16 protein-coding genes and 1 pseudogene are annotated in these 19716 nt (G+C 63.9%); 7 read left to right on the top strand and 10 right to left on the bottom strand.

The features are described from left to right. Nucleotides 1–132 precede the first annotated feature (132 nt). The 9 genes and pseudogenes from PSEMAI1_RS0113710 to PSEMAI1_RS0113675 form a co-directional block, all read right to left on the bottom strand. On the bottom strand, nucleotides 133–2094 hold the full coding sequence (locus tag PSEMAI1_RS0113710; protein ID WP_024303430.1) for an acetoacetate--CoA ligase: 1962 nt from the start codon (nucleotides 2092–2094) through the stop codon (nucleotides 133–135). Nucleotides 2095–2146: 52 nt separating this feature from the next. After that, entirely contained in the window at nucleotides 2147–3040 is an 894-nt protein-coding gene (locus PSEMAI1_RS0113705) for a hydroxymethylglutaryl-CoA lyase (RefSeq protein ID WP_024303429.1), read from the bottom strand. A gap of 54 nt (nucleotides 3041–3094) precedes the next feature. After that, complete coding sequence (locus PSEMAI1_RS0113700) at nucleotides 3095–3598, bottom strand: GyrI-like domain-containing protein (RefSeq protein WP_024303428.1); 504 nt, start codon at nucleotides 3596–3598, stop codon at nucleotides 3095–3097. A 63-nt stretch (nucleotides 3599–3661) separates the two neighbouring features. Beyond that, entirely contained in the window at nucleotides 3662–3889 is a 228-nt protein-coding gene (locus tag PSEMAI1_RS22530) for an acetyl-CoA carboxylase biotin carboxyl carrier protein subunit (protein ID WP_369793197.1), read from the bottom strand. A 426-nt stretch (nucleotides 3890–4315) separates the two neighbouring features. After that, a pseudogene (locus PSEMAI1_RS0113695) lies at nucleotides 4316–5629 on the bottom strand (acetyl/propionyl/methylcrotonyl-CoA carboxylase subunit alpha); the annotation flags it as partial. Between the two features lie 9 nt (nucleotides 5630–5638). Continuing rightward, a complete protein-coding gene (locus tag PSEMAI1_RS0113690) occupies nucleotides 5639–6433 on the bottom strand; it encodes an enoyl-CoA hydratase/isomerase family protein (protein ID WP_024303426.1) in 795 nt (264 codons plus the stop codon). Between the two features lie 10 nt (nucleotides 6434–6443). After that, a complete protein-coding gene (locus PSEMAI1_RS0113685) occupies nucleotides 6444–8042 on the bottom strand; it encodes a carboxyl transferase domain-containing protein (RefSeq protein ID WP_024303425.1) in 1599 nt (532 codons plus the stop codon). Nucleotides 8043–8046: 4 nt separating this feature from the next. Further along, nucleotides 8047–9216, bottom strand: a complete 1170-nt coding sequence (locus PSEMAI1_RS0113680) for an isovaleryl-CoA dehydrogenase (protein WP_024303424.1) — start codon at nucleotides 9214–9216, stop codon at nucleotides 8047–8049. Between the two features lie 118 nt (nucleotides 9217–9334). Beyond that, on the bottom strand, nucleotides 9335–9742 hold the full coding sequence (locus PSEMAI1_RS0113675) for a MerR family DNA-binding transcriptional regulator (RefSeq protein ID WP_024303423.1): 408 nt from the start codon (nucleotides 9740–9742) through the stop codon (nucleotides 9335–9337). Nucleotides 9743–9880: 138 nt separating this feature from the next. Between PSEMAI1_RS0113675 and PSEMAI1_RS0113670 the strand changes: the two genes are divergently transcribed. Continuing rightward, on the top strand, nucleotides 9881–11569 hold the full coding sequence (locus PSEMAI1_RS0113670; protein WP_024303422.1) for an AMP-binding protein: 1689 nt from the start codon (nucleotides 9881–9883) through the stop codon (nucleotides 11567–11569). 229 nt (nucleotides 11570–11798) lie between these two features. Beyond that, nucleotides 11799–12467 carry a YecA family protein gene (locus PSEMAI1_RS0113665; protein ID WP_024303421.1) on the top strand — a complete coding sequence of 223 codons (669 nt, stop codon included), beginning with the start codon at nucleotides 11799–11801 and terminating at the stop codon, nucleotides 12465–12467. 386 nt (nucleotides 12468–12853) lie between these two features. On the opposite strand, the gene PSEMAI1_RS0113660 is transcribed toward PSEMAI1_RS0113665, so the two are convergent. Then, nucleotides 12854–14638 carry an acyl-CoA dehydrogenase C-terminal domain-containing protein gene (locus PSEMAI1_RS0113660; RefSeq protein WP_024303420.1) on the bottom strand — a complete coding sequence of 595 codons (1785 nt, stop codon included), beginning with the start codon at nucleotides 14636–14638 and terminating at the stop codon, nucleotides 12854–12856. A gap of 175 nt (nucleotides 14639–14813) precedes the next feature. Here PSEMAI1_RS0113660 and PSEMAI1_RS0113655 point away from each other — a divergent pair, with 175 nt between their 5' ends. The 5 genes from PSEMAI1_RS0113655 to PSEMAI1_RS0113635 all read left to right on the top strand — a co-directional run bounded on the left by PSEMAI1_RS0113655 (nucleotide 14814) and on the right by PSEMAI1_RS0113635 (nucleotide 19692). After that, nucleotides 14814–15371: a DUF2062 domain-containing protein gene (locus PSEMAI1_RS0113655; RefSeq protein WP_029770720.1), complete on the top strand. Its 558-nt coding sequence runs from the start codon at nucleotides 14814–14816 to the stop codon at nucleotides 15369–15371. Further along, on the top strand, nucleotides 15358–15915 hold the full coding sequence (locus PSEMAI1_RS0113650) for an NUDIX domain-containing protein (RefSeq protein ID WP_024303418.1): 558 nt from the start codon (nucleotides 15358–15360) through the stop codon (nucleotides 15913–15915). Before PSEMAI1_RS0113655 ends, PSEMAI1_RS0113650 begins: the two co-directional genes overlap by 14 nt. After that, entirely contained in the window at nucleotides 15902–16219 is a 318-nt protein-coding gene (locus tag PSEMAI1_RS0113645) for a PilZ domain-containing protein (RefSeq protein ID WP_084612699.1), read from the top strand. Before PSEMAI1_RS0113650 ends, PSEMAI1_RS0113645 begins: the two co-directional genes overlap by 14 nt. 185 nt (nucleotides 16220–16404) lie before the next feature. Then, complete coding sequence (locus tag PSEMAI1_RS0113640; RefSeq protein WP_024303416.1) at nucleotides 16405–18333, top strand: PrkA family serine protein kinase; 1929 nt, start codon at nucleotides 16405–16407, stop codon at nucleotides 18331–18333. 87 nt (nucleotides 18334–18420) lie between these two features. After that, the gene (locus PSEMAI1_RS0113635; RefSeq protein WP_024303415.1) at nucleotides 18421–19692 is read left to right on the top strand and encodes a YeaH/YhbH family protein; all 1272 of its coding nucleotides are present in this window, start codon (nucleotides 18421–18423) and stop codon (nucleotides 19690–19692) included. Nucleotides 19693–19716: the final 24 nt, after the last annotated feature.

The raw sequence follows: 19716 nt of genomic DNA, 5'->3' as shown, positions 1-19716 counted from the left end.
GTCGCGTCGAGGACAAAAAAATCATTGTACCAGAGCGGTCAAGCCCCCTGTTGTGCCGGGGGCGGCCATGGGCAGAAACAAAACGACCCGCCGGAGGGCGGGTCTGTGCGGTAGCCTTGAGGCAGCGGCGGGTCAGCTCTGCAGTTCGGGCAGGTTCTCGAACAGCTTGAGCGCCTGCGGGTTGGCCAGCGCCGTGACGTTGCTGACAGGCTCGCCGTGGATCACGTTCTTGACCGCCAGCTCGACGATCTTGCCGCTGATGGTGCGCGGGATGTCGGCCACCTGGATGATCTTGGCCGGCACGTGGCGCGGGCTCGCGCCGTGCTTGATCTTGTCGCGCAGCCGGGCCACAAGGTCGGCATCGAGCGTCAGGCCCTCGCGCAGGCGCACGAACAGGATCACGCGCTCGTCGTCCTGCCAGCGCTGGCCGACCGCCAGGCTTTCCAGGATGTCCTCGAACGCCTCCACCTGACGGTAGATCTCGGCGGTGCCGATGCGCACGCCGCCCGGATTGAGCACGGTGTCGGAGCGGCCGTAGATGATCAGCCCGTCGTGCTCAGTCAGCTCGGCGTAGTCGCCGTGGCACCAGGTGTTGGGGAAGCGGGCGAAGTAGGCCTTGCGGTATTTTTCCCGCTCCGGATCGTGCCAGAAGCCGACCGGCATCGAGGGGAAGGGCTTGGTGCAGACCAGTTCGCCTTTCTCGCCGCGCACCGGCTGGCCGCGGTCGTTCCAGATGTCCACCGCCATGCCCAGCCCGCGGCATTGCAGTTCGCCGCGGTACACCGGCAGGTTGGCCGAGCCGAGGGCGAAGCAGGAGACGATGTCGGTGCCGCCGGAGATCGAAGCCAGGTTGAGGTCCTGCTTGATGTGCTGGTACACCCAGTCGTAGCTTTCCGCCACCAGCGGCGAGCCGGTGGAGAAGATGGCGCGAAGCTGGCTGAGATCGTACTCGGCGCCCGGCTCCACGCCGAATTTCTTCAGCGCGTCGAGGTACTTGGCCGAGGTGCCGAAGTGGGTGCAGCGCTGGCGTTCGGCGTAATCCCACAGCACGCGCTGGTCGGCGGCGAACGGCGAACCGTCGTAGAGCATGAGGGTGGCGCCGCTGGCGAGCCCGGAGACCAGCCAGTTCCACATCATCCAGCCGCAGGTGGTGAAGTAGAGCAGCACGTCGCCCGCGTGCAGGTCGCCGTGTAACTGGTGTTCCTTGAGGTGCTGCAGCAGCGTGCCGCCGTGGCCGTGCACGATGCACTTGGGCTTGCCGGTGGTGCCGCTGGAGTAGAGGATGAACAGCGGGTGGTTGAACGGCACGCGCTCGAAACCGACCTCGTTGGCGATGAACGAGGCGACGAAGCCGTCGAGTGTCACGGCCTTGGGCACGGCGGCAGCGAAGGCGTCGGTGTCGCCGAGGTTGGGCAGCACCACGACCTTTTCCACCGTCGGCAGGCCGTCGGCGATGACCTGCATCTTGGCGCAGATGTCGATGGCCTTGCCGCCGTACCAGTAGCCGTCCGGGCAGAACAGCAGCTTGGGTTCGGTCTGGCCGAAGCGGTCGAGCGCACCGTCGGTGCCGAAATCGGGCGAACAGGAGGTCCAGATCGCGCCGAGGCTGGTGGCGGCCAGCATCGCCGCCACGGTTTCCGGCATGTTCGGCACGAAGCCGGCCACGCGGTCGCCGGCGCGCACGCCCATGGCCGACATAGCCTGCTGCAGGCGCGAGACGAGGTCGTGCAGTTCCCACCAGGTCAGCTCGCGCTTAACCTTGTCTTCGCCCCAGAACACCAGGGCCAGCGCGTCGTCGCGGCGGCGCAGCAGGTTCTCGGCGTAGTTGAGGCGGGCGTCCGGGAAGAAGCGCGCGGCCAGCATGTCGTCGCCGTGAGTGAGCACGGCCTCACCCTTGCTGCCGATGACTCCGGTGTAGTCCCACAGCAGCGACCAAAAACGCGCCGGATCGTCGACGCTGGCCTGCCACAGTGCGTGGTAGTCGTCGAATGCCCGTCCGAAGACGGTTTCGGCGAGGCGGGTGAAGGCGGTGAGATGGCTGCCGGCCAGGCGGCTCGGCGAGGGATGCCAGATCGGGCTCCAGTCTTCTTGCATGGTTTCTCCTCTAGCCCGACGCGCCGGCGGTGCCGGCGGCCGTGGGTGGTTTTTATTCGGTAGGAGCAAGGGCGCGTCCCACCCGCGAGCCGACCTCGCGGCCCAGTTCGCCGGAAATGAAACGGGCCGTCGCCACCAGGCGTGGCAGGTCGATGCCGGTTTCGTAGCCCAGGCCGTGCAGCAGGTAGACCACGTCTTCGGTCGCCACGTTGCCCGAGGCTCCCCGAGCATACGGGCAGCCGCCCAAACCTGCAACCGAAGAGTCGAATGTGCCGATGCCGGCGCCAATCGCGGCATGAATATTGGCGATGGCCATGCCGTAGGTGTCGTGAAAATGCCCGGCTAGGCGTTCTATTGGCACAAGCTTGCTCACGGCCTCCAGCATCGCCAGCACCTTGTTGGGGGTGCCCACGCCGATGGTGTCGCCCAGCGAAATCTCGTAGCAGCCCATGTCGTACAAGGCCTTGGCCACCGTGGCCACCTGCTGCGGGGCGATCTCGCCCTCGTAGGGGCAGCCGACCACGCAGGAGACGTAGCCGCGCACCCGGACGTTGGCCGCAGCGGCGCGCGCCATCACGCTCTCGAAGCGTTTCAGGCTCTCGGCGATGCTGGCGTTGATGTTCTTGCGGCTGAAGCTCTCGCTGGCGGCGCCGAATACGGCGATTTCCCTGACGCCGCAGGCCAGCGCAGCGTCCAGCCCCTGGTCGTTGGGGACCAGCACCGGATAGTTGATGGGACCCGCCAGATCGAGCGCCTTGAGCACCTCGGCCGAGTCGGCCATCTGTGGCACCCACTTGGGCGACACGAAGGCGCCGGCCTCGATGGTGGTGAGCCCGGCGTCACGCAGCCTCTTGATCAGTTCCAGCTTGGTGGCGAGCGGAACCTGCTGCTTCTCGTTCTGCAGCCCGTCGCGCGGGCCGACTTCGACGATCTGGATGTGTTTCATGGCGTCGATATCCATTGTGGCGCCAGCCGTCGCAGGCGCCGGGTCAGAAGGATGTCAGCGCGGGACGACCGGGAGGTAAATCTCCATCTGGCGGCCCGCTTGCCCGGGGCAACTGCGCCCGTCGTAGCGTTCGAAGGATTCGCTGCCGGCATGCTGCCAGGGCGCTGTCGGCAACCACGCCTGATAGACCGCCTGCCAGGTGGCGACGATGGCCTCGGCAAACGCGGCATCGCTGTCGGCCGGCGGCGTGGTGAACATGGCGTAGCGGGTCGGGGCGATGACGTGGGTTTCTGCGCCGTCAGGCAGCGTCGGCGCGCCCTGGCATTCGATGCCGATCAGGTAGTCGAACGTGCCGCTGGCGGGGTCGAACCCGCGCACGACGCCGTATTCCACCGCATGCGGCAGGCCGAGTGCCGCCAGCAGCGGTGCACGCAAGCTCTGGGCGTAGCGCTGCCAGAACGCCGGGATGTCGCGCAGGTTGGCCTGGTCCTGCAGGCTGGTGCGGATGGCGAAGCCGGTGAGGGTGACGCCTGGGTGGTCGACGATCTGGGGTGTCATATCGGTTCTCCTTCAGGGTAGAGGGGGATGATCTTCATGCTTTTGGCATTAAGGATCATGCCCTTACTCCGCCTCGAAATCCACCAGTTCATCGCCATCCTTCACCTGCTCGCCGGCGGCGAAATAGAACGCCAGCACCTTGCCATCGCCCGGTGCGGTGATGGTGTGCTCCATCTTCATCGCTTCCAGAATCAGCAACGGTTCACCCTTGGCCACCGGTTTGCCGGTTTCGGCCAGCAGCGCCACCACACGGCCCGGCATCGGCGCCTTGAGGTGGGTTTCGCCGTGCACGCCGGCTTCTTCGAACGCATACGGGTCGACATAGTCGAGCGCCAGGCGCTCGCCGGCCACGAACAGCACGCGCTGCAGGCCGTGGCGCACCAGGGTGGCGACGAGTTGCTTGTCGCCAAGCCGGGCGGTGAGCCGGGTGCCCTCCAGGCGGGCCTGGGCGGTAAAGCCGGCACCATCGACCGTGACCGCGAAGCTGCCGTCTTGATGGCACAGCAGCACCTCGTGACGCTGTTCGCCGTGCTGGAAGGCGATGCGGCGTTCGAGCGTACCGTTCAGGCGCCAGCCGGTGAGCGCGCCAAAGGCGTGGCTGTCATCGCTTTGCGTGGCCAGCACTTCGCCCAGCGCCAAGAGTGCCAACTGCTCGCTGGTCGGTGCGGCCGCCGGCGGCAGCAGGCTGTCCTGGTAGCGGGCGATCAGGCCGGTATCGACGTCGCCGCTGGCAAAGGCCGGGTTGGCGACGATGCGGCGCAGGAAGCGGATGTTGGTGGTGACGCCGGCCACCTGATACGCCGCCAGTGCGGCGTCGAGCTGCTGCAGCGCGGCCTCGCGCGTTTCGCCCCAGACGATCAGCTTGGCGATCATCGGGTCGTAGAACGGGCTGATGGTATCGCCCTGCACAACGCCGGTATCGACGCGCACCCGGGCGTTCTCCATGGGCGGCTGCAGATGCACCAGGGTGCCGGTGGCGGGCAGGAAGCCCTTGTCCGGGTCTTCGGCGTAGATGCGCGCCTCGATGCTGTGGCCGTGGATTGCCAGCTTGTCCTGGCTTAGCGGCAAGGGCTGGCCCGAGGCCACCTTGAGCTGCCATGCCACCAGATCCTGGCCGGTGATCATCTCTGTGACCGGGTGTTCCACCTGCAGGCGGGTGTTCATTTCCATGAAGTAGAAGCGTCCGCTGTCCACGTCCATGATGAACTCGACCGTGCCGGCGCCGACGTAGCCCACGGCGCGGGCGGCGGCGACGGCAGCCTCGCCCATGGCCTGACGGGTTTCCGTCGGCAGATGCGGGGCAGGGGCTTCTTCCAGCACTTTCTGGTGGCGGCGCTGCACCGAGCAGTCGCGCTCGAACAGGTAGACGCAGTCGCCCAGGCTGTCGGCGAAGACCTGGATCTCGACGTGGCGCGGGCGGGTCAGATACTTCTCCACCAGCACCTTGTCGTCGCCGAAGCTAGCGCGCGCTTCGCGTTGGCAGGAGGCGAGCGCGGCGAGGAAGTCATCGGATTTCTCGACGATGCGCATGCCCTTGCCGCCGCCGCCGGCGCTGGCCTTGATCAGCACCGGGTAACCGATGGCGTCGGCCTGGGACTTGAGAAATTCCGGCTCCTGCTCATCGCCATGGTAGCCCGGCACCAGCGGCACCTTGGCCTTTTCCATCAGCGCCTTGGCGGCGGACTTGCTGCCCATCGCCGCGATGGCCGAAGCCGGCGGGCCGATGAAGGCGATACCGGCGGCCTCGCAGGCGGCGGCGAAGTCCTCGTTCTCGGACAGGAAGCCGTACCCGGGGTGGATGCCCTGGGCGCCGCTCTGCCTGGCGATGTCGAGGATCAGCTCGGCCTTGAGATAGGATTCGGCGGCCGGAGCCGGGCCAAGCCGGTAGGCCTCATCGGCCAGTTTGACGAAGCGGGCGCCGGCGTCGGCGTCGGAATACACCGCCACGGTGCGGATGCCCATGGCGCGCGCAGTTTTGATCACCCGGCAGGCGATTTCGCCACGGTTGGCGATCAGGATCTTATTGAACATGGCGGCTCCTTATTGTTCTTGCTGCCAGGCAGGCGGCCGCTTGTCGAAGAACGACGCCAGCCCTTCGCGGGCCTCGTCGCTGACGCGGATGGCGGCGATGCGTTGGGCGGTGTCGTCCAGCAGCACGTCGTCGAGCGGTGAGCCGTCGCGCAGCAGTCCCAGCAAGTCCTTGGCCGCAGCGAGGGCCTTCGGCCCGCCCTTGGCGAACTCGCCGGCCACTTCGGTCACACGGGCATCCAGTTCGTCGGCGGCGACGACTTCATGCACCAGGCCGATCTTCAGCGCGTTGGCGGCGTCGATGCGCTCGGCGCTGAGGAAATAGCGCCGCGCCTGGCGCCAGCCGATGGCGTCGGCAACATAGGGGCCGATGGTGGCGGGGATCAGCCCCAGCCGGACTTCGGTCAGCGCGAACTTGGCGGCGTCGGTGGCTATCGCCACGTCGCACACCGCGGTAAGGCCAGTGCCGCCGGCCATGGCAGCGCCGTGGATGCGCGCGATGACGGGCTTCTTGCTGCGGTAGATGCCCTTGAGCATGGCGGCGAGCTTGTGGGCGTCGTCCAGGTTTTGTGCCTCGCTGTAGCCCGCTGCGCGGCGCATCCAGTCGAGGTCGGCCCCGGCCGAGAAGCTCTTGCCACGGCCGGCCAGGACGATCACGCGCACGCCGGCGTCCTCGTTCAATTCGACGAAGGCACGCGTCAGCTCGGCGATCAGCACCTCGTTCATGGCGTTGTGCAGCTCGGGCCGGTTCATCCACACCGTGGCGACGTGCCCGGCGCGTTCGATTTCCAGGGTGGTGTAGCTCATTGCTGTCCCTTTACATGCGGAACACGCCGAAGCGCGTCTTCTCGATCGGCGCCGACAGCGCGGCTTCCAGCCCCAGGCTCAACACCTCGCGCGTCTGCGCCGGGTCGATCACGCCGTCGTCCCACAGTCGTGCGCTGGCGTAGTAGGGGTGGCCCTGGCGCTCGTACTGTTCGCGGATCGGTGCCTTGAACGCTTCTTCCTCCTCGGCCGGCCAGGCGTCGCCCAACTGGTCGCGCTTGACCTGGGCCAGCACGCCGGCGGCCTGTTCGCCGCCCATCACCGAGATGCGGCTGTTCGGCCACATCCACAGGAAACGCGGGCTGTAGGCTCGGCCGCACATGCCGTAGTTGCCGGCACCGAAGCTGCCGCCGATCAGCACGGTGAACTTGGGCACGCTGGCACAGGCCACCGCTGTCACCAGCTTGGCGCCGTCCTTGGCGATGCCGCCGTTCTCGTACTTTTTGCCCACCATGAAGCCGGTGATGTTCTGCAGGAAGATCAGCGGAATGCCGCGTTGGCAGCACAGCTCGACGAAGTGCGCGCCCTTGAGCGCGGATTCGCTGAACAGGATGCCGTTGTTGGCGATGATGCCGACGCGGTAGCCATTGAGGCGGGCGAAGCCGGTGACGAGCGTGGTGCCGTAGTTCTGCTTGAACTCGTCGAAGTCCGAATCGTCCACCAGCCGCGCGATGATCTCGCGCACGTCGAACGGCTTTTTCGGATCGGCTGGGATCACGCCGTAGATTTCCTCCGCGGCGTAGCGCGGCGGTTTGGGTTCGATGCGGTCGAGCTCGCCCTGTTTCTTCCAGTTGAGGTCGGACACGATGCGGCGGGCGATGGACAGGGCATGTGCGTCGTTCTGCGCCAGATGGTCGGCCACGCCGGAGATGCGGGCATGCACGTCGCCGCCGCCCAGTTCCTCGGCATCGACCACCTCGCCGGTGGCCGCCTTCACCAGCGGCGGGCCACCGAGGAAGATGGTGCCCTGTTCCTTGACGATGATGGTTTCGTCGCTCATCGCCGGCACGTAGGCACCGCCGGCGGTGCACGAGCCCATCACCACGGCGATCTGCGGGATGCCGGCGGCGGACAGGTTGGCTTGGTTGTAGAAGATGCGGCCGAAGTGCTCGCGGTCGGGAAACACCTCGTCCTGCAAGGGCAGGAAGGCGCCGCCGGAATCCACCAGGTAGAGGCAGGGCAGGCGGTTCTCGCGGGCGATTTCCTGGGCACGCAGGTGCTTCTTCACCGTCATCGGATAATAGGTGCCGCCCTTCACCGTGGCGTCGTTGGCCACGATCATGCACTCCACTCCCGCCACGCGGCCGATGCCGGCCACCACACCGGCGCCGGGAGCGCCGTCGTGGTACATGCCGAAAGCGGCGAGCTGCGACAGCTCGAGGAAGGGGGCGCCCGGATCGAGCAACAGGTCGATGCGCTCGCGCGGCAGCAGCTTGCCGCGCGCCGTGTGCTTGGCGCGGGCGGCGTCACCACCGCCCAGCGCGGCCTTGGCCACCTTGTCCTTCAGGTCCGCCACCAGCGCGCGCATCTTGTCGGCGTTGGCCTGGAACTCGGCCGAGCGCGGCGACAGCTTGGATTCGAGTGTCGGCATGGGCTTACCTCGTTTCGGCCATCAGTTCGCGGCCGATCAGCCAGCGGCGGATCTCGCTGGTGCCGGCGCCGATCTCGTACAGCTTGGCGTCGCGCAGCAGGCGGCCGGTGGGATACTCGTTGATGTAGCCGTTGCCGCCCAGGCACTGGATGGCGTCGAGCGCCATCTGCGTGGCGTTCTCGGCGGCGTAGAGGATCGCGCCTGCGGCATCCTTGCGCGTCTGGCGGCCGGATTCGCCACGGTCGAGCGCCTGGCCCACGGCGTAGACATAAGCGCGGCTGGCCGAGAGTTTGACGTACATGTCGGCGAGCTTGCCCTGCATCAGCTGGAAGTCACCGATCGACTGGCCGAACTGCTGGCGGTCGTTCAGGTACGGCACCACCACGTCCATGCACGCCTGCATGATGCCGAGCGGGCCTGCTGCCAGCACGGCGCGTTCGAAATCCAGCCCGCTCATCAGCACCTTCACGCCTTCGCCCTCCTTGCCGAGGATGTTCTCCGCCGGCACTTCGCAGTCGTCGAAGAAGATCGGGTAGGTGTTGGAGCCGCGCATGCCGAGCTTGTCGAGCTTGGTGCCGTGCGTGAAACCTTTAAAGCCTTTCTCGACGATGAAGGCGGTGATGCCCTTGGGTCCGGCGTTGACGTCGGTCTTGGCGTACACCACCAGGGTGTCTGCGTCGCCGCCGTTGGTGATCCACATCTTGCTGCCGTTGAGCACGTAGCGGTCGCCCTTCTTGTCGGCTCTGAGCTTCATGCTAACCACGTCGGAACCGGCATTGGGTTCGGACATCGCCAAGGCGCCGACGTGTTCGCCGGAAATCAGCTTGGGCAGGTAGCGGCGCTTCTGTTCTTCGTTGCCGTTCTTGCGGATCTGGTTCACGCACAGGTTGGAGTGGGCGCCGTAGGAGAGGGCGACCGAGGCGCTGGCACGCGAGAGTTCTTCCATCGCGATCATGTGCGCGAGGTAACCCATGTTGCTGCCGCCGTATTCCTCTTCTACGGTGATACCTAGCAGACCCAGATCGCCGAACTTCTTCCACAAATCGGCAGGGAACAGGTTGTCGCGGTCGATATCGGCGGCACGCGGGGCGATTTCGCTGTCGGCGAAGGCCTTCACCGTGTCGCGCAACAGGTCGTAAGTCTCGCCGTGGGCAAAACGCAGGCTGGTGAACATGATCGGTTTCTCCTCTCTACATTCTCGGCACACAGGCCATGTCATCGTTTTATGTTGGATTACGTTTACGTAAACGTCAATAAGAAAATGCAAGAAAACCCCGTCTTGCGGGGCAGGCTCAGCCGTTGGCGGCGTTGGACTTGGCCGTCATCTCGTCGATCACGGTGCGGCAGTGCGCCTCCAAGGTGTCGATCTCGGCCAGCACGGCGTCGATATCGTTGCGTTGCTCTTCCAGTTGCTGGCGTCGTTCGCTCAACAGCCGGAGCAGCTTGAGCGACTGGCTGGCCTCGTCCTTGGCCAGCTCGTACAAATCGAGGATCTCGCGGATTTCCTGCAGCGACAGACCGATGCGTTTGCCACGCAGGATCAGCTTCAGCCGGGCACGGTCGCGGCGGGTGAACACGCGCTGGCGGCCGGCGCGCTCCGGTTCGATCAGGCCCTGTTCCTCGTAGAAGCGGATGGTGCGCAGCGTGACGCCGAAGTCGCGCGCCAGGTCGGAGATGGAGAAGAGCTCTTGTTGGGTCATGGTGATTCCTGTCCTTATCCGGCGATTGTAGCGTTTTCTCCACGCCAGCTGGCTAGTCTTGTGATTACGTTTACGTAATAGTAACTTATCGGGCAGAAGAAAAGTACAGCATCACTGATACCCTCTGGAGGAGAACGCATGACCCAAGCCAGCTACGTCCACGGCGTGAGCCAGACCCCCTTGATCGGACAAACCATCGGCCAGTACTTCGACGCGGCCTGCGCCCGCCACGCCGCGCGCGAGGCGCTGGTGGTGCGCCAGCAGTCCGTGCGCTGGAGCTACGCCGAACTTCACGAACAGGTCGAGCGGCTGGCATGCGGTCTGCTGCGGTTCGGCTTGAAGCCGGGCGAACGCATCGGCATCTGGTCCCAGAACAACGTCGAATGGGTGCTGATGCAGTTCGCCAGCGCCAAGGCCGGGCTGGTGCTGGTCAACATCAACCCGGCCTACCGCCGCGCCGAGCTGGAATACGCGCTCAACAAGGTCGGCTGCCGCGCGCTGGTGTTGTCGCCCAGCTTCAAGAGCAGCGACTATCTGGAAATGATCAACGATCTCGCTCCGGAACTGACGAGCAGTACCTCCGGCGCGCTGCGCGCGGCCAAGCTACCGACGCTCGAGATAGTGATCCGCATGGGCGACGAAGTGACGCCGGGCATGCTGAACTTCAACCAACTGCTGACCGAGCCGACCGAAGCCGAGCGGGTCGCCTTGACCGAGCTCGGCGCGCAGCTGCAGTTCGACGACCCCATCAACATCCAGTTCACCTCCGGCACCACCGGCAGCCCGAAGGGCGCCACGCTGAGCCACCACAACATCCTCAACAACGGCTTCTTCGTCGGCGAGGCGATGAAGCTGGTGCCGGGCGACCGGCTGTGCATCCCGGTGCCGCTCTACCACTGCTTCGGTATGGTGCTGGGCAACCTGGCCTGCCTGACGCACGGCGCCACCATGATCTTCCCGTCCGAGGCGTTCGAGCCGCTGGCGGTGCTGCAGACCGTGGCGGAGGAGCAGTGCACCGGCCTGCACGGCGTGCCGACCATGTTCATCGCCGTGCTCGACCATCCGCGCTTTAACGAGTTCGATCTCTCCACCCTGCGCACCGGCATCATGGCCGGCAGCCCCTGCCCGATCGAAGTGATGAAGCGCGTGGTCGACACCATGCACATGCGTGAGGTCACCATCGCCTACGGCATGACCGAGACCAGCCCGGTCAGCTTCCAGAGCGGCACCGATACCCCGGTCGAGCGCAAGGTCTCCACCGTCGGCCTGATTCATCCGCATTTGGAAGTGAAGATCGTCGATGGCGAGGGCCGCATCGTGCCGCGCGGCGAAACCGGCGAGCTGCTGACGCGCGGCTACTCGGTGATGCTGGGCTACTGGGGCGACGAGGAAAAGACCCGCGAGGCGATCGATCCGGCCGGCTGGATGCACACCGGCGACCTGGCGGTGATCGACGAGGAGGGCTACTGCAATATCGTCGGCCGCGCCAAGGACATGGTGATCCGTGGCGGCGAGAACGTCTACCCGCGCGAAATCGAGGAATTCCTCTACCGCCACCCCAAGATCCAGGACGTGCAGGTGATTGGCGTGCCGGACGACAGGTTCGGCGAGGAACTATGTGCCTGGATCCGCCTGCGCGACGGCGAGACCGCCACCGCCGACGAAATCCGCGCCTTCTGCCAGGGCCAGATAGCGCACTACAAGATTCCACGCTATATCGAATTCGTCGACAGCTTCCCGATGACCATCACCGGCAAGATCCAGAAATTCCTGATGCGGCAGCAAATGAAGGAGAAACTGGGGTTGAGCGAAAGCAAGACCGCCTGAGGGCTTGCGAGTAAATCTGCTGTGCGCCTCCATGCCGGTCCTGTGATGCTCGCCGTACGGCTTGTACGGCTGTGCTTCTCACACCGGCCTGAAGGCGCGGCGATGACCGCAGGGAATCCCCGTGGGGCGATTTCTTTCACAAGCCCCGTGAGCGAGGTTTTCGAGCTCCAGTCGCCCCGCCTTGTGCGGGGCTTGTTACAATGCGCGGCAAACAACCCGAGGAATCATCATGAGCGACACCGTATTCACCGACGCCGAGCTGGCGCGCCTGGAAGAACTGCTGACCCCGCTGTCGCAAAGCGGCAGCACCATGCGCCCGGATGAAGTGCAGGGCTACTTCACCGCACTGGCCAGCGGTCCGGATGCGGTCGAAGCCGGCAGTTGGCTGGACGAGGTATTGGGCGACGCGCCCGAGTTCGACGACGACGCCACCCAAGCCGAGCTGAGCGCGCTGCTGCAGAAGCTCTACGATGCCACCGCCGCCGCGCTGGTTGCCGGCGAAGCGCCCGACCTGATCCTGTATGAGGCCGAAGACGCCGAGGAAGCCGACTTCTGGCCGTGGTGCAACGCCTACCTGTACGCGCTCGACAACGTCGACACCGACTGGTTCGAGGCCGCCGACGACGAAGGCTTCGAAGACCTGCTGCTGCCGATCATGGCGCTGGGCGGCATGTTCGAGGACGAGGAAGAGGGCAAAGAACTGCTCACCTTTACCGACGCCGAGCTCGACAATTTCAAGGACGAACTGCCCGACGCCATCCAGGCCGTCTACGCCTACTGGCAGGCCAAGAAGCAGGCTCCGACCACGGTGCGCCGCGAGGGCGACAAGGTCGGCCGCAACGATCCCTGCCCGTGCGGCAGCGGCAAGAAGTATAAGGCCTGCCACGGCAAAAACTGAGCGTAAGAGCCACTAACAAAACCCTCTTGGCGTTGTTGCGCGGCTTGGCCGTACTACTTGTACTGTCTGCAGCCGCGCGCCTAGCCAAGACCGCTGCGCTGGGTTTTGTTCGCGGCTCTGAATCTACCAAGCACTCTGACCCCGATCCCGGTCCTGCGATGCTCGCCGTACCACTTGTACGGCTGTGCTTCTCGAATCGGCCTCGGGTCGCTCGCAACGATTTCTTTCACAAGCGCTGAGCGAACTTGATCTGCCACATAATGACCGCCCCGCCGGCTGCATGCTCGTGGGGCGGTTTTCATTAGGGGGCAGGTGATCCCAAAAAAAAAAACGGCCCCGAAGGGCCGCCAAAACACACTCCTGCACAGAGTCGAACAAACCGGTTATCAGAAGGCGAACTGCTCCTCGCCGAGACTCATCAGCGGCTGGGCGCCGCTCTTGATCGTGGCCTTGAGTGCTTCTACTTCTGGCAGCAGCTTGGCGTAGTAGAAGCGGGCGGTGGTGATCTTGGCCTGGTAGAAATCGTCCTCGCCCTGGCCCAGCTTGGCGTAGGCCACTTCGGCCATGCGTGCCCACATCCAGGCGTAGGTCAGGTGGCCGATCAGGCGCAGATAGTCGGTGGCGGCCGCACCGGCCTCGTCCTTGTCCTTGAACGCGGCCATGCCGACGGCCATGGTGATGTCACCGACTTCCTTCAGCAGCTTGGACAGCGGGCCGACGAACTCCGTCAGCTTGTCGTTGCCCTCGTTGGCCTGGCAGAACTTGTGGATCTGCTTGGTGAACTTGCGCAGCTTGGCGCCCTGGTCGAGCAGCACCTTGCGGCCCAACAGGTCGATCGCCTGGATGCCGTTGGTGCCCTCGTAGATCTGCGAGATGCGGCAGTCGCGCACCAGCTGCTCCATGCCCCATTCGCGGATGAAACCGTGGCCGCCGAACACCTGCATGCCCATGTTGGCGGCGGTGTAGCCGTTGTCGGTCATGAAGGCCTTGGCCACCGGGGTCAGCAGCGCCACCAGATCGGCGGCGTCCTGGCGTGCCGCCGAGTCCGGATGTTTCTCCTCGATGTCGAGCTGCAAGGCCAAGAGCGTGGTCAGCGCGCGGCCGGCTTCGGTGTAGGCCTTCTGCGTCAGCAGCATGCGGCGTACATCCGGATGCACGATGATCGGGTCGGCCGGCTTGTCCGGGCTGTGCACGCCGTTCAGCGCACGCATCTGCAGGCGCTCCTTGGCGTAGGCCAGCGCGCCCTGGAACGACGCCTCGCCGATCCCCAGGCCCTGCATGCCGCAACCCAGGCGCGCCGCGTTCATCATGGTGAACATGCAGGAGAGCCCCTTGTTCGGCTCGCCGATCAGCCAGCCCTTGGCGTTGTCGAGATTGATCACCGCGGTGGCGTTGGCCTTGATGCCCATCTTGTGTTCCAGCGCGCCGCAATACACGGTGTTGCGGCTGCCGTCGTCGTGGAACTTGGGCACGATGAACAGCGAGATGCCCTTCACGTCCTTCGGCGCATCCGGCAGGCGCGCCAGCACCAGGTGGATGATGTTGCCGGACATGTCGTGCTCGCCGGCCGAGATGAAGATCTTGGTGCCGGTGATGCTGTAGCTGCCGTCGCCGTTCGGCTCGGCCTTGGTCTTCAACAGGCCCAGGTCGGTGCCGCAGTGCGGTTCGGTCAGGCACATGGTGCCGGTCCACTCGCCGGAGACCAGCTTGGGCAGATAGGCGGCCTTCTGCTCCTCGCTGCCGTGGGCGTGGATGGCGGAGTAGGCGCCGTGGGAGAGGCCGGGGTACATCGACCACGCCACGTTGGCCGAACACTGCATTTCCATCACCGGGAACGCCAGCGACTTGGGCATGCCCTGGCCGCCGTAGGCCGGATCGCAATCGAGTGCCGGGAAGCCCAGCTCGCAGTACTGGGCGTAGGCTTCCTTGAAGCCGGCCGGCGTGGTCACGCTGTGGGTGGCGGCGTCGAAGTGGCAGCCTTCCTCGTCGGCCGGGCGGTTGAGCGGGGCCAGCTCGTTTTCGCAGAACTGGGCGGCGGCTTCGAGATAAGAGGTATAGATGTCCTGCGTGGCCTCCTGGTAGCCGGGCAGGGTGGGGATGACGTCCTGGACCTTGATCAGCTCGTTGAGGACGAAATCGAAATCGCGCAGGGGGGCCTTGTAGGCTGGCATGGTTTTGTCTCCTGAGTAGCGTGGCCCGCAATCATGCGGTTCGGGCAATCGTGTCGTTTCCGGGATCGTGCCGGCGAGTAATTCAAACGTATGTTTAAATAATAGCAGAAGCTTTGGCAAGCTTTTTCGCTAACATGGACTGAGGCATGGTTGCTAATTAACGACAGTCCGCGCGATGAGCCGAATCCGAAGACACCTGCGTCAGCTGCTGCCCGACCATCACCGGCTGTTCCAGAACCGCTATCTGAGATGGCTGGCGCCGTATCTGGACCATCCGGCGTTCTGGTCGCTGAACCGGCGCAAGGTGGCGCTGGCCTTCGCCATCGGCCTGTTCTCCGGGCTGATGCCGGGGCCGAGCCAGATGATCACCGCCGCCTTGCTCGCACTCGTGTTCCGCGTCAACCTGCCGGTCGCCATCGTCACTACTCTCTATACCAATCTATTTACCTATCTGCCGCTGTACTACCTGGCATACGAGTACGGCAAACTGCTGCTGGGGCGCTCGAACCACGGCACAATGACGATGGCGCCGGACTGGTCGGCGTCGTCGCCGCTCGAATGGCTGCGACAAGTCGGCGACTGGGCCGTGGGCCTGGGATTGCCGTTGGCGATCGGCGTGCCCATGCTGGGCCTCACGCTCGGGCTTGCCGGGTATCTGTGCGTTCGGGCAGGATGGCGGTGTTATATCATCATGGCATGGAAAAAACGGAAGGGATGGCGTGGAACTCGTTGAAAAGACCTTGAGCACGGAAACGGTTTACCAGGGCGGTTTTCTCCAAGTGCACCGCGACAAGGTGCAACTGCCGGACGGCAGCACCTCGTATCGCGAATACATCCGGCACCCCGGCGCCGTGGCCATCCTGGCACTGACCCCGGACGACCGGCTGGTGATGGAGCGCCAGTACCGCTACCCGGCCGGCCGGGTGTTTCTGGAGATTCCGGCCGGCAAGATCGACCCGGACGAGGCGCGCGACAGCACGGCACGCCGCGAGCTGCGCGAAGAGACCGGCTATCAGGCCGAGCGCTGGACCTACCTCGGCACGGCCCACCCCTGCATCGGCTACGCCGACGAACAGATCAGCTACTTCCTGGCCCAGGACCTGACCCTGCACGAGCGACAGCTGGACCATGGCGAATTTCTCGAAGTGGTCACCGTGCCGCTGGCCGATGCCATGGTCATGGCGCTGACCGGCGAAATCTGCGACAGCAAATCGATCGTTGGCCTGCACTGGCTGTCGGCCTATCTCGACGGGAGGCTGCCGGGTGCCCCCGTTTGATCCGCACCACGAGCGCCGTGGTGCGCGGCGTATCCGGATGGGATGCAATGCCCGCATCAAGTCACGGAATACCGGCGAGACCCACTATGGCGAATGCATAGACCTGTCGATAGACGGGCTGGCGCTGCGTACTTCCTTCGTGCCGCAATTTGGCGAAAGGTTGCTGGTCGTGGTGCGGGCCCCGGCTGTCGGCGGCCTGCCCGGAAAGCCGTTCGAAGCCGAGGTGGAAGTGCGCCGTTGCAATGAAATCGAGCGCGGAAGGCTGTACGAAATCGGCGCGCGCATCATCGAATTGAAGTCCTGACAAGGCGTGTTTCCTTGCATCCAGCTGACATAATTGCCCGGACGCACCTGAATTCCTGTGCTATACCCAAAAAAACATAATGAAGTAGAACCGGTTCTCAAGCAGTCACTCTAATGGTGCAAGGGGGCATGGCGGATGCGCGAACGTTCGCCGCCGCCCCCTGCCGAACGTCAGGAGGCAGAGCCATGTACCCGGATATCTTCAGCCAATACTCTTCACGTTACGATCGGACGCGCGAGGAGGAGTACACCATCCAGGAATATCTGGATATCTGCAAACGCGAACCCGCCGCCTACGCCACTGCCGCCGAACGCATGCTGATGGCCATCGGCGAGCCGGAACTGGTGGACACCCGCCACAATCCCCGGCTGTCACGGATTTTCAGCAACAAGGTGGTCAAGATCTACCCGGCCTTCCGTGATTTTTACGGCACGGAAGAAGTGATCGAGCAGGTCGTGGCCTATTTCCGTCATGCCGCCCAAGGCCTGGAAGAGAAGAAACAGATTCTCTATCTGCTGGGCCCGGTGGGAGGCGGCAAATCGTCCATCGCCGAAAAACTCAAGGAATTGATGGAACTGGTGCCGTTCTATTGCCTGAAGGGCTCGCCGGTCAACGAATCGCCGCTGGGCCTGTTCAATTACGACGAGGACGGTGCCATCCTCGAAGAACAATACGGTATTCCGCGCCGTTACCTGCGCGCCATCCCCAGCCCGTGGGCGGTAAAGCGCCTGCATGAATTCAACGGCGACATCAGCCAGTTCCGCGTGGTCAAGCGCTACCCCTCGGTACTGAAGCAGATCGCCGTGGCCAAGACCGAGCCGGGCGACGAAAATAACCAGGACATCTCCTCGCTGGTCGGCAAGGTGGACATCCGCAAGCTGGAAAAATACGCCCAGGACGATCCGGACGCCTACAGCTACTCCGGCGGCCTGTGCCTGGCCAACCAGGGCCTGCTGGAGTTCGTGGAAATGTTCAAGGCACCGATCAAGGTGCTGCACCCGTTGCTGACCGCGACCCAGGAGGGCAACTTCAAGGGCACCGAGGGCTTTGGCGCGATTCCGTTCGAGGGCATCATCCTGGCGCACTCCAACGAATCCGAATGGAAGCAGTTCAAGAACAACAAGAATAACGAGGCTTTCCTCGACCGGATCTACATTGTCAAGGTGCCGTACTGCCTGCGCGTCACCGAAGAGATCAAGATCTACGACAAATTGATCCGCAACTCTTCGCTGGCCAACGCTCCGTGCGCCCCGGGAACGCTCAAGATGATGGCGCAGTTTGCCGTGCTCTCCCGGCTGAAAGATCCGGAGAACTCCAGCCTGTTCAGCAAGATGCAGGTCTACGACGGTGAAAACCTCAAGGACACCGATCCCAAGGCCAAATCGTTGCAGGAATACCGCGACTATGCCGGCGTGGACGAAGGCATGAGCGGGCTTTCCACGCGGTTTGCCTACAAGATCCTGTCCAAGGTGTTCAACTTCGACCATTCCGAAGTGGCGGCCAACCCGGTGCATCTGTTGTACGTGCTGGAAAAACAGGTCGAGCGCGAGCAATTCCCGCCCGAGGTCGAACAGAAGTACCTGACCTTCATCAAGGAGTTCCTGGCGCCCAAGTATGTCGAGTTCATCGGCAAGGAAATCCAGACCGCTTACCTGGAGAGCTATTCCGAGTACGGGCAGAACATCTTCGATCGTTACGTGACCTTCGCCGACTACTGGATCCAGGATCAGGAATACCGCGATCCGGATACGGGTGAGAGTTTCGACCGGACCTCGCTCAACGCGGAACTGGAAAAGATCGAGAAGCCGGCGGGCATTTCCAACCCGAAGGACTTCCGCAACGAGATCGTCAACTTCGTGCTGCGTGCACGAGCCAGCAATGGAGGGAAGAACCCCACCTGGACGAGCTATGAGAAGCTGCGCATGGTGATCGAGAAGAAAATGTTCTCCAACACCGAGGAGCTGTTGCCGGTCATCTCCTTCAATGCCAAGGCGAGTGCCGAGGACGCCAAGAAGCATGAGGATTTCGTCAACCGGATGGTCGACAAGGGCTATACGGCCAAGCAGGTTCGCCTGCTGTGCGAATGGTATCTGCGCGTGCGCAAGTCTTCGTAAGCCCGTCATTCTGGCCGGGACGGTGTTCCCGGCCAGATATCAGCGGCAAGGCATGGGTCTTGCCCAACCGGGACTGTAGAGGTGGCTATGGCTCACATCATTGATCGTCGCCTGAACGGCAAGAACAAGTCTGCGGTCAACCGCGAGCGGTTCCTGCGCCGTTTCAAGGCCCAAATCAAGGAAGCCGTCTCCAAGGCCATCAAGGGACGGAGCATCACCGATATCGACAGCGGTGAGAAGGTTTCCATTCCGGTAAAGGATGTCTCCGAGCCGATCTTTCACCATGGCAGGGGTGGCGTCACCGAAAACGTTCATCCCGGCAACGAGGAGTTCATCAAGGGGGATCGCTTCAATCGGCCGCAGGGTGGTGCCGGTGGCGGGGGAGGCAAGGCCAGCCAGGATGGCGAAGGGGAGGACGACTTTGCCTTCGAGCTGTCGCGCGAAGAGTTCATGAACGTGTTCTTCGAGGACCTGGCGCTGCCCAACCTGGTCAAGACCCAGCTGATGGGAGTGGAGGAAATGAAGTCGGTGCGGGCCGGCTATACCAGCGACGGCACGCCGACCAATATCAGCATCGTCCGTTCGCTGCGTGGTGCGCTGGCGCGCCGGGTGGCGCTGTCCGCGCCGACGCTCTCCGAGCTCAACGAGGCCGAAGAGGATCTGGATACCCTGCTCGAGTCCGACGAAGAGCACGATATCGAAGTGCGGGAGAAGCGCAGGCATATCCACCTGCTGCGCGAGCGGCTGGCCAGCATCCCCTTCATCGACCCGTTCGACCTGCGCTACAACAACCGCATCAAGCAGCCCAAGCCGACCAGCCAGGCGGTGATGTTCTGCATCATGGACGTGTCAGGCTCCATGGACGAAGCCAAGAAGGACATGGCCAAGCGTTTCTTCATCCTGCTCTACCTGTTCCTGCAGCGGAATTACGAGAAGATCGAAGTCGTGTTTATCCGTCACCACACCAGTGCCGTCGAGGTGAACGAGCACGACTTCTTCCACTCGCGCGAATCGGGGGGGACCGTGGTGTCGTCGGCGCTCAACCTGATGAAGGAGATCGTCTACAAGCGTTACAACAGCAGCGAGTGGAATATCTACGTGGCGCAAGCGTCGGACGGCGACAACTGGGACAGCGATTCGGCCAATTGCGCCCAGATTCTCGACGAGTCGCTGCTACCCTTGTGCCAGTACTACGCCTACGTCGAGATCACCGAGAGCGAGCCGCAAAACCTCTGGTACGAGTACCTCAAGGTCAAGGAGCGCTGCAAGCACTTCGCCATGCAGCGCATTCACTCGACGGCGGACATCTATCCGGTGTTCCGGGAAATCTTCAAGCGTCAACCCGCTACCCGTGCTTGATGAGAACCTGTCAGGAACCTGCTC

Source organism: Pseudogulbenkiania sp. MAI-1 (assembly GCF_000527175.1).
In the GTDB taxonomy this organism is placed as follows: Bacteria; Pseudomonadota; Gammaproteobacteria; order Burkholderiales; family Chromobacteriaceae; genus Pseudogulbenkiania.
The sequence above is the reverse complement of the archived record's forward strand: the minus strand, read 5'-3'. Positions and strand labels throughout refer to the sequence as shown.

What these genes read in the sequence shown, in the direction of transcription:
- PSEMAI1_RS0113710 (WP_024303430.1), bottom strand. Translation starts at nt 2,094, where the DNA reads ATGCAAGAAGACTGGAGCCCGATCTGGCATCCCTCGCCGAGCCGCCTG.
- PSEMAI1_RS0113705 (WP_024303429.1), bottom strand. Translation starts at nt 3,040, where the DNA reads ATGAAACACATCCAGATCGTCGAAGTCGGCCCGCGCGACGGGCTGCAG.
- PSEMAI1_RS0113700 (WP_024303428.1), bottom strand. Translation starts at nt 3,598, where the DNA reads ATGACACCCCAGATCGTCGACCACCCAGGCGTCACCCTCACCGGCTTC.
- PSEMAI1_RS0113690 (WP_024303426.1), bottom strand. Translation starts at nt 6,433, where the DNA reads ATGAGCTACACCACCCTGGAAATCGAACGCGCCGGGCACGTCGCCACG.
- PSEMAI1_RS0113685 (WP_024303425.1), bottom strand. Translation starts at nt 8,042, where the DNA reads ATGCCGACACTCGAATCCAAGCTGTCGCCGCGCTCGGCCGAGTTCCAG.
- PSEMAI1_RS0113680 (WP_024303424.1), bottom strand. Translation starts at nt 9,216, where the DNA reads ATGTTCACCAGCCTGCGTTTTGCCCACGGCGAGACTTACGACCTGTTG.
- PSEMAI1_RS0113675 (WP_024303423.1), bottom strand. Translation starts at nt 9,742, where the DNA reads ATGACCCAACAAGAGCTCTTCTCCATCTCCGACCTGGCGCGCGACTTC.
- PSEMAI1_RS0113670 (WP_024303422.1), top strand. Translation starts at nt 9,881, where the DNA reads ATGACCCAAGCCAGCTACGTCCACGGCGTGAGCCAGACCCCCTTGATC.
- PSEMAI1_RS0113665 (WP_024303421.1), top strand. Translation starts at nt 11,799, where the DNA reads ATGAGCGACACCGTATTCACCGACGCCGAGCTGGCGCGCCTGGAAGAA.
- PSEMAI1_RS0113660 (WP_024303420.1), bottom strand. Translation starts at nt 14,638, where the DNA reads ATGCCAGCCTACAAGGCCCCCCTGCGCGATTTCGATTTCGTCCTCAAC.
- PSEMAI1_RS0113655 (WP_029770720.1), top strand. Translation starts at nt 14,814, where the DNA reads ATGAGCCGAATCCGAAGACACCTGCGTCAGCTGCTGCCCGACCATCAC.
- PSEMAI1_RS0113640 (WP_024303416.1), top strand. Translation starts at nt 16,405, where the DNA reads ATGTACCCGGATATCTTCAGCCAATACTCTTCACGTTACGATCGGACG.
- PSEMAI1_RS0113635 (WP_024303415.1), top strand. Translation starts at nt 18,421, where the DNA reads ATGGCTCACATCATTGATCGTCGCCTGAACGGCAAGAACAAGTCTGCG.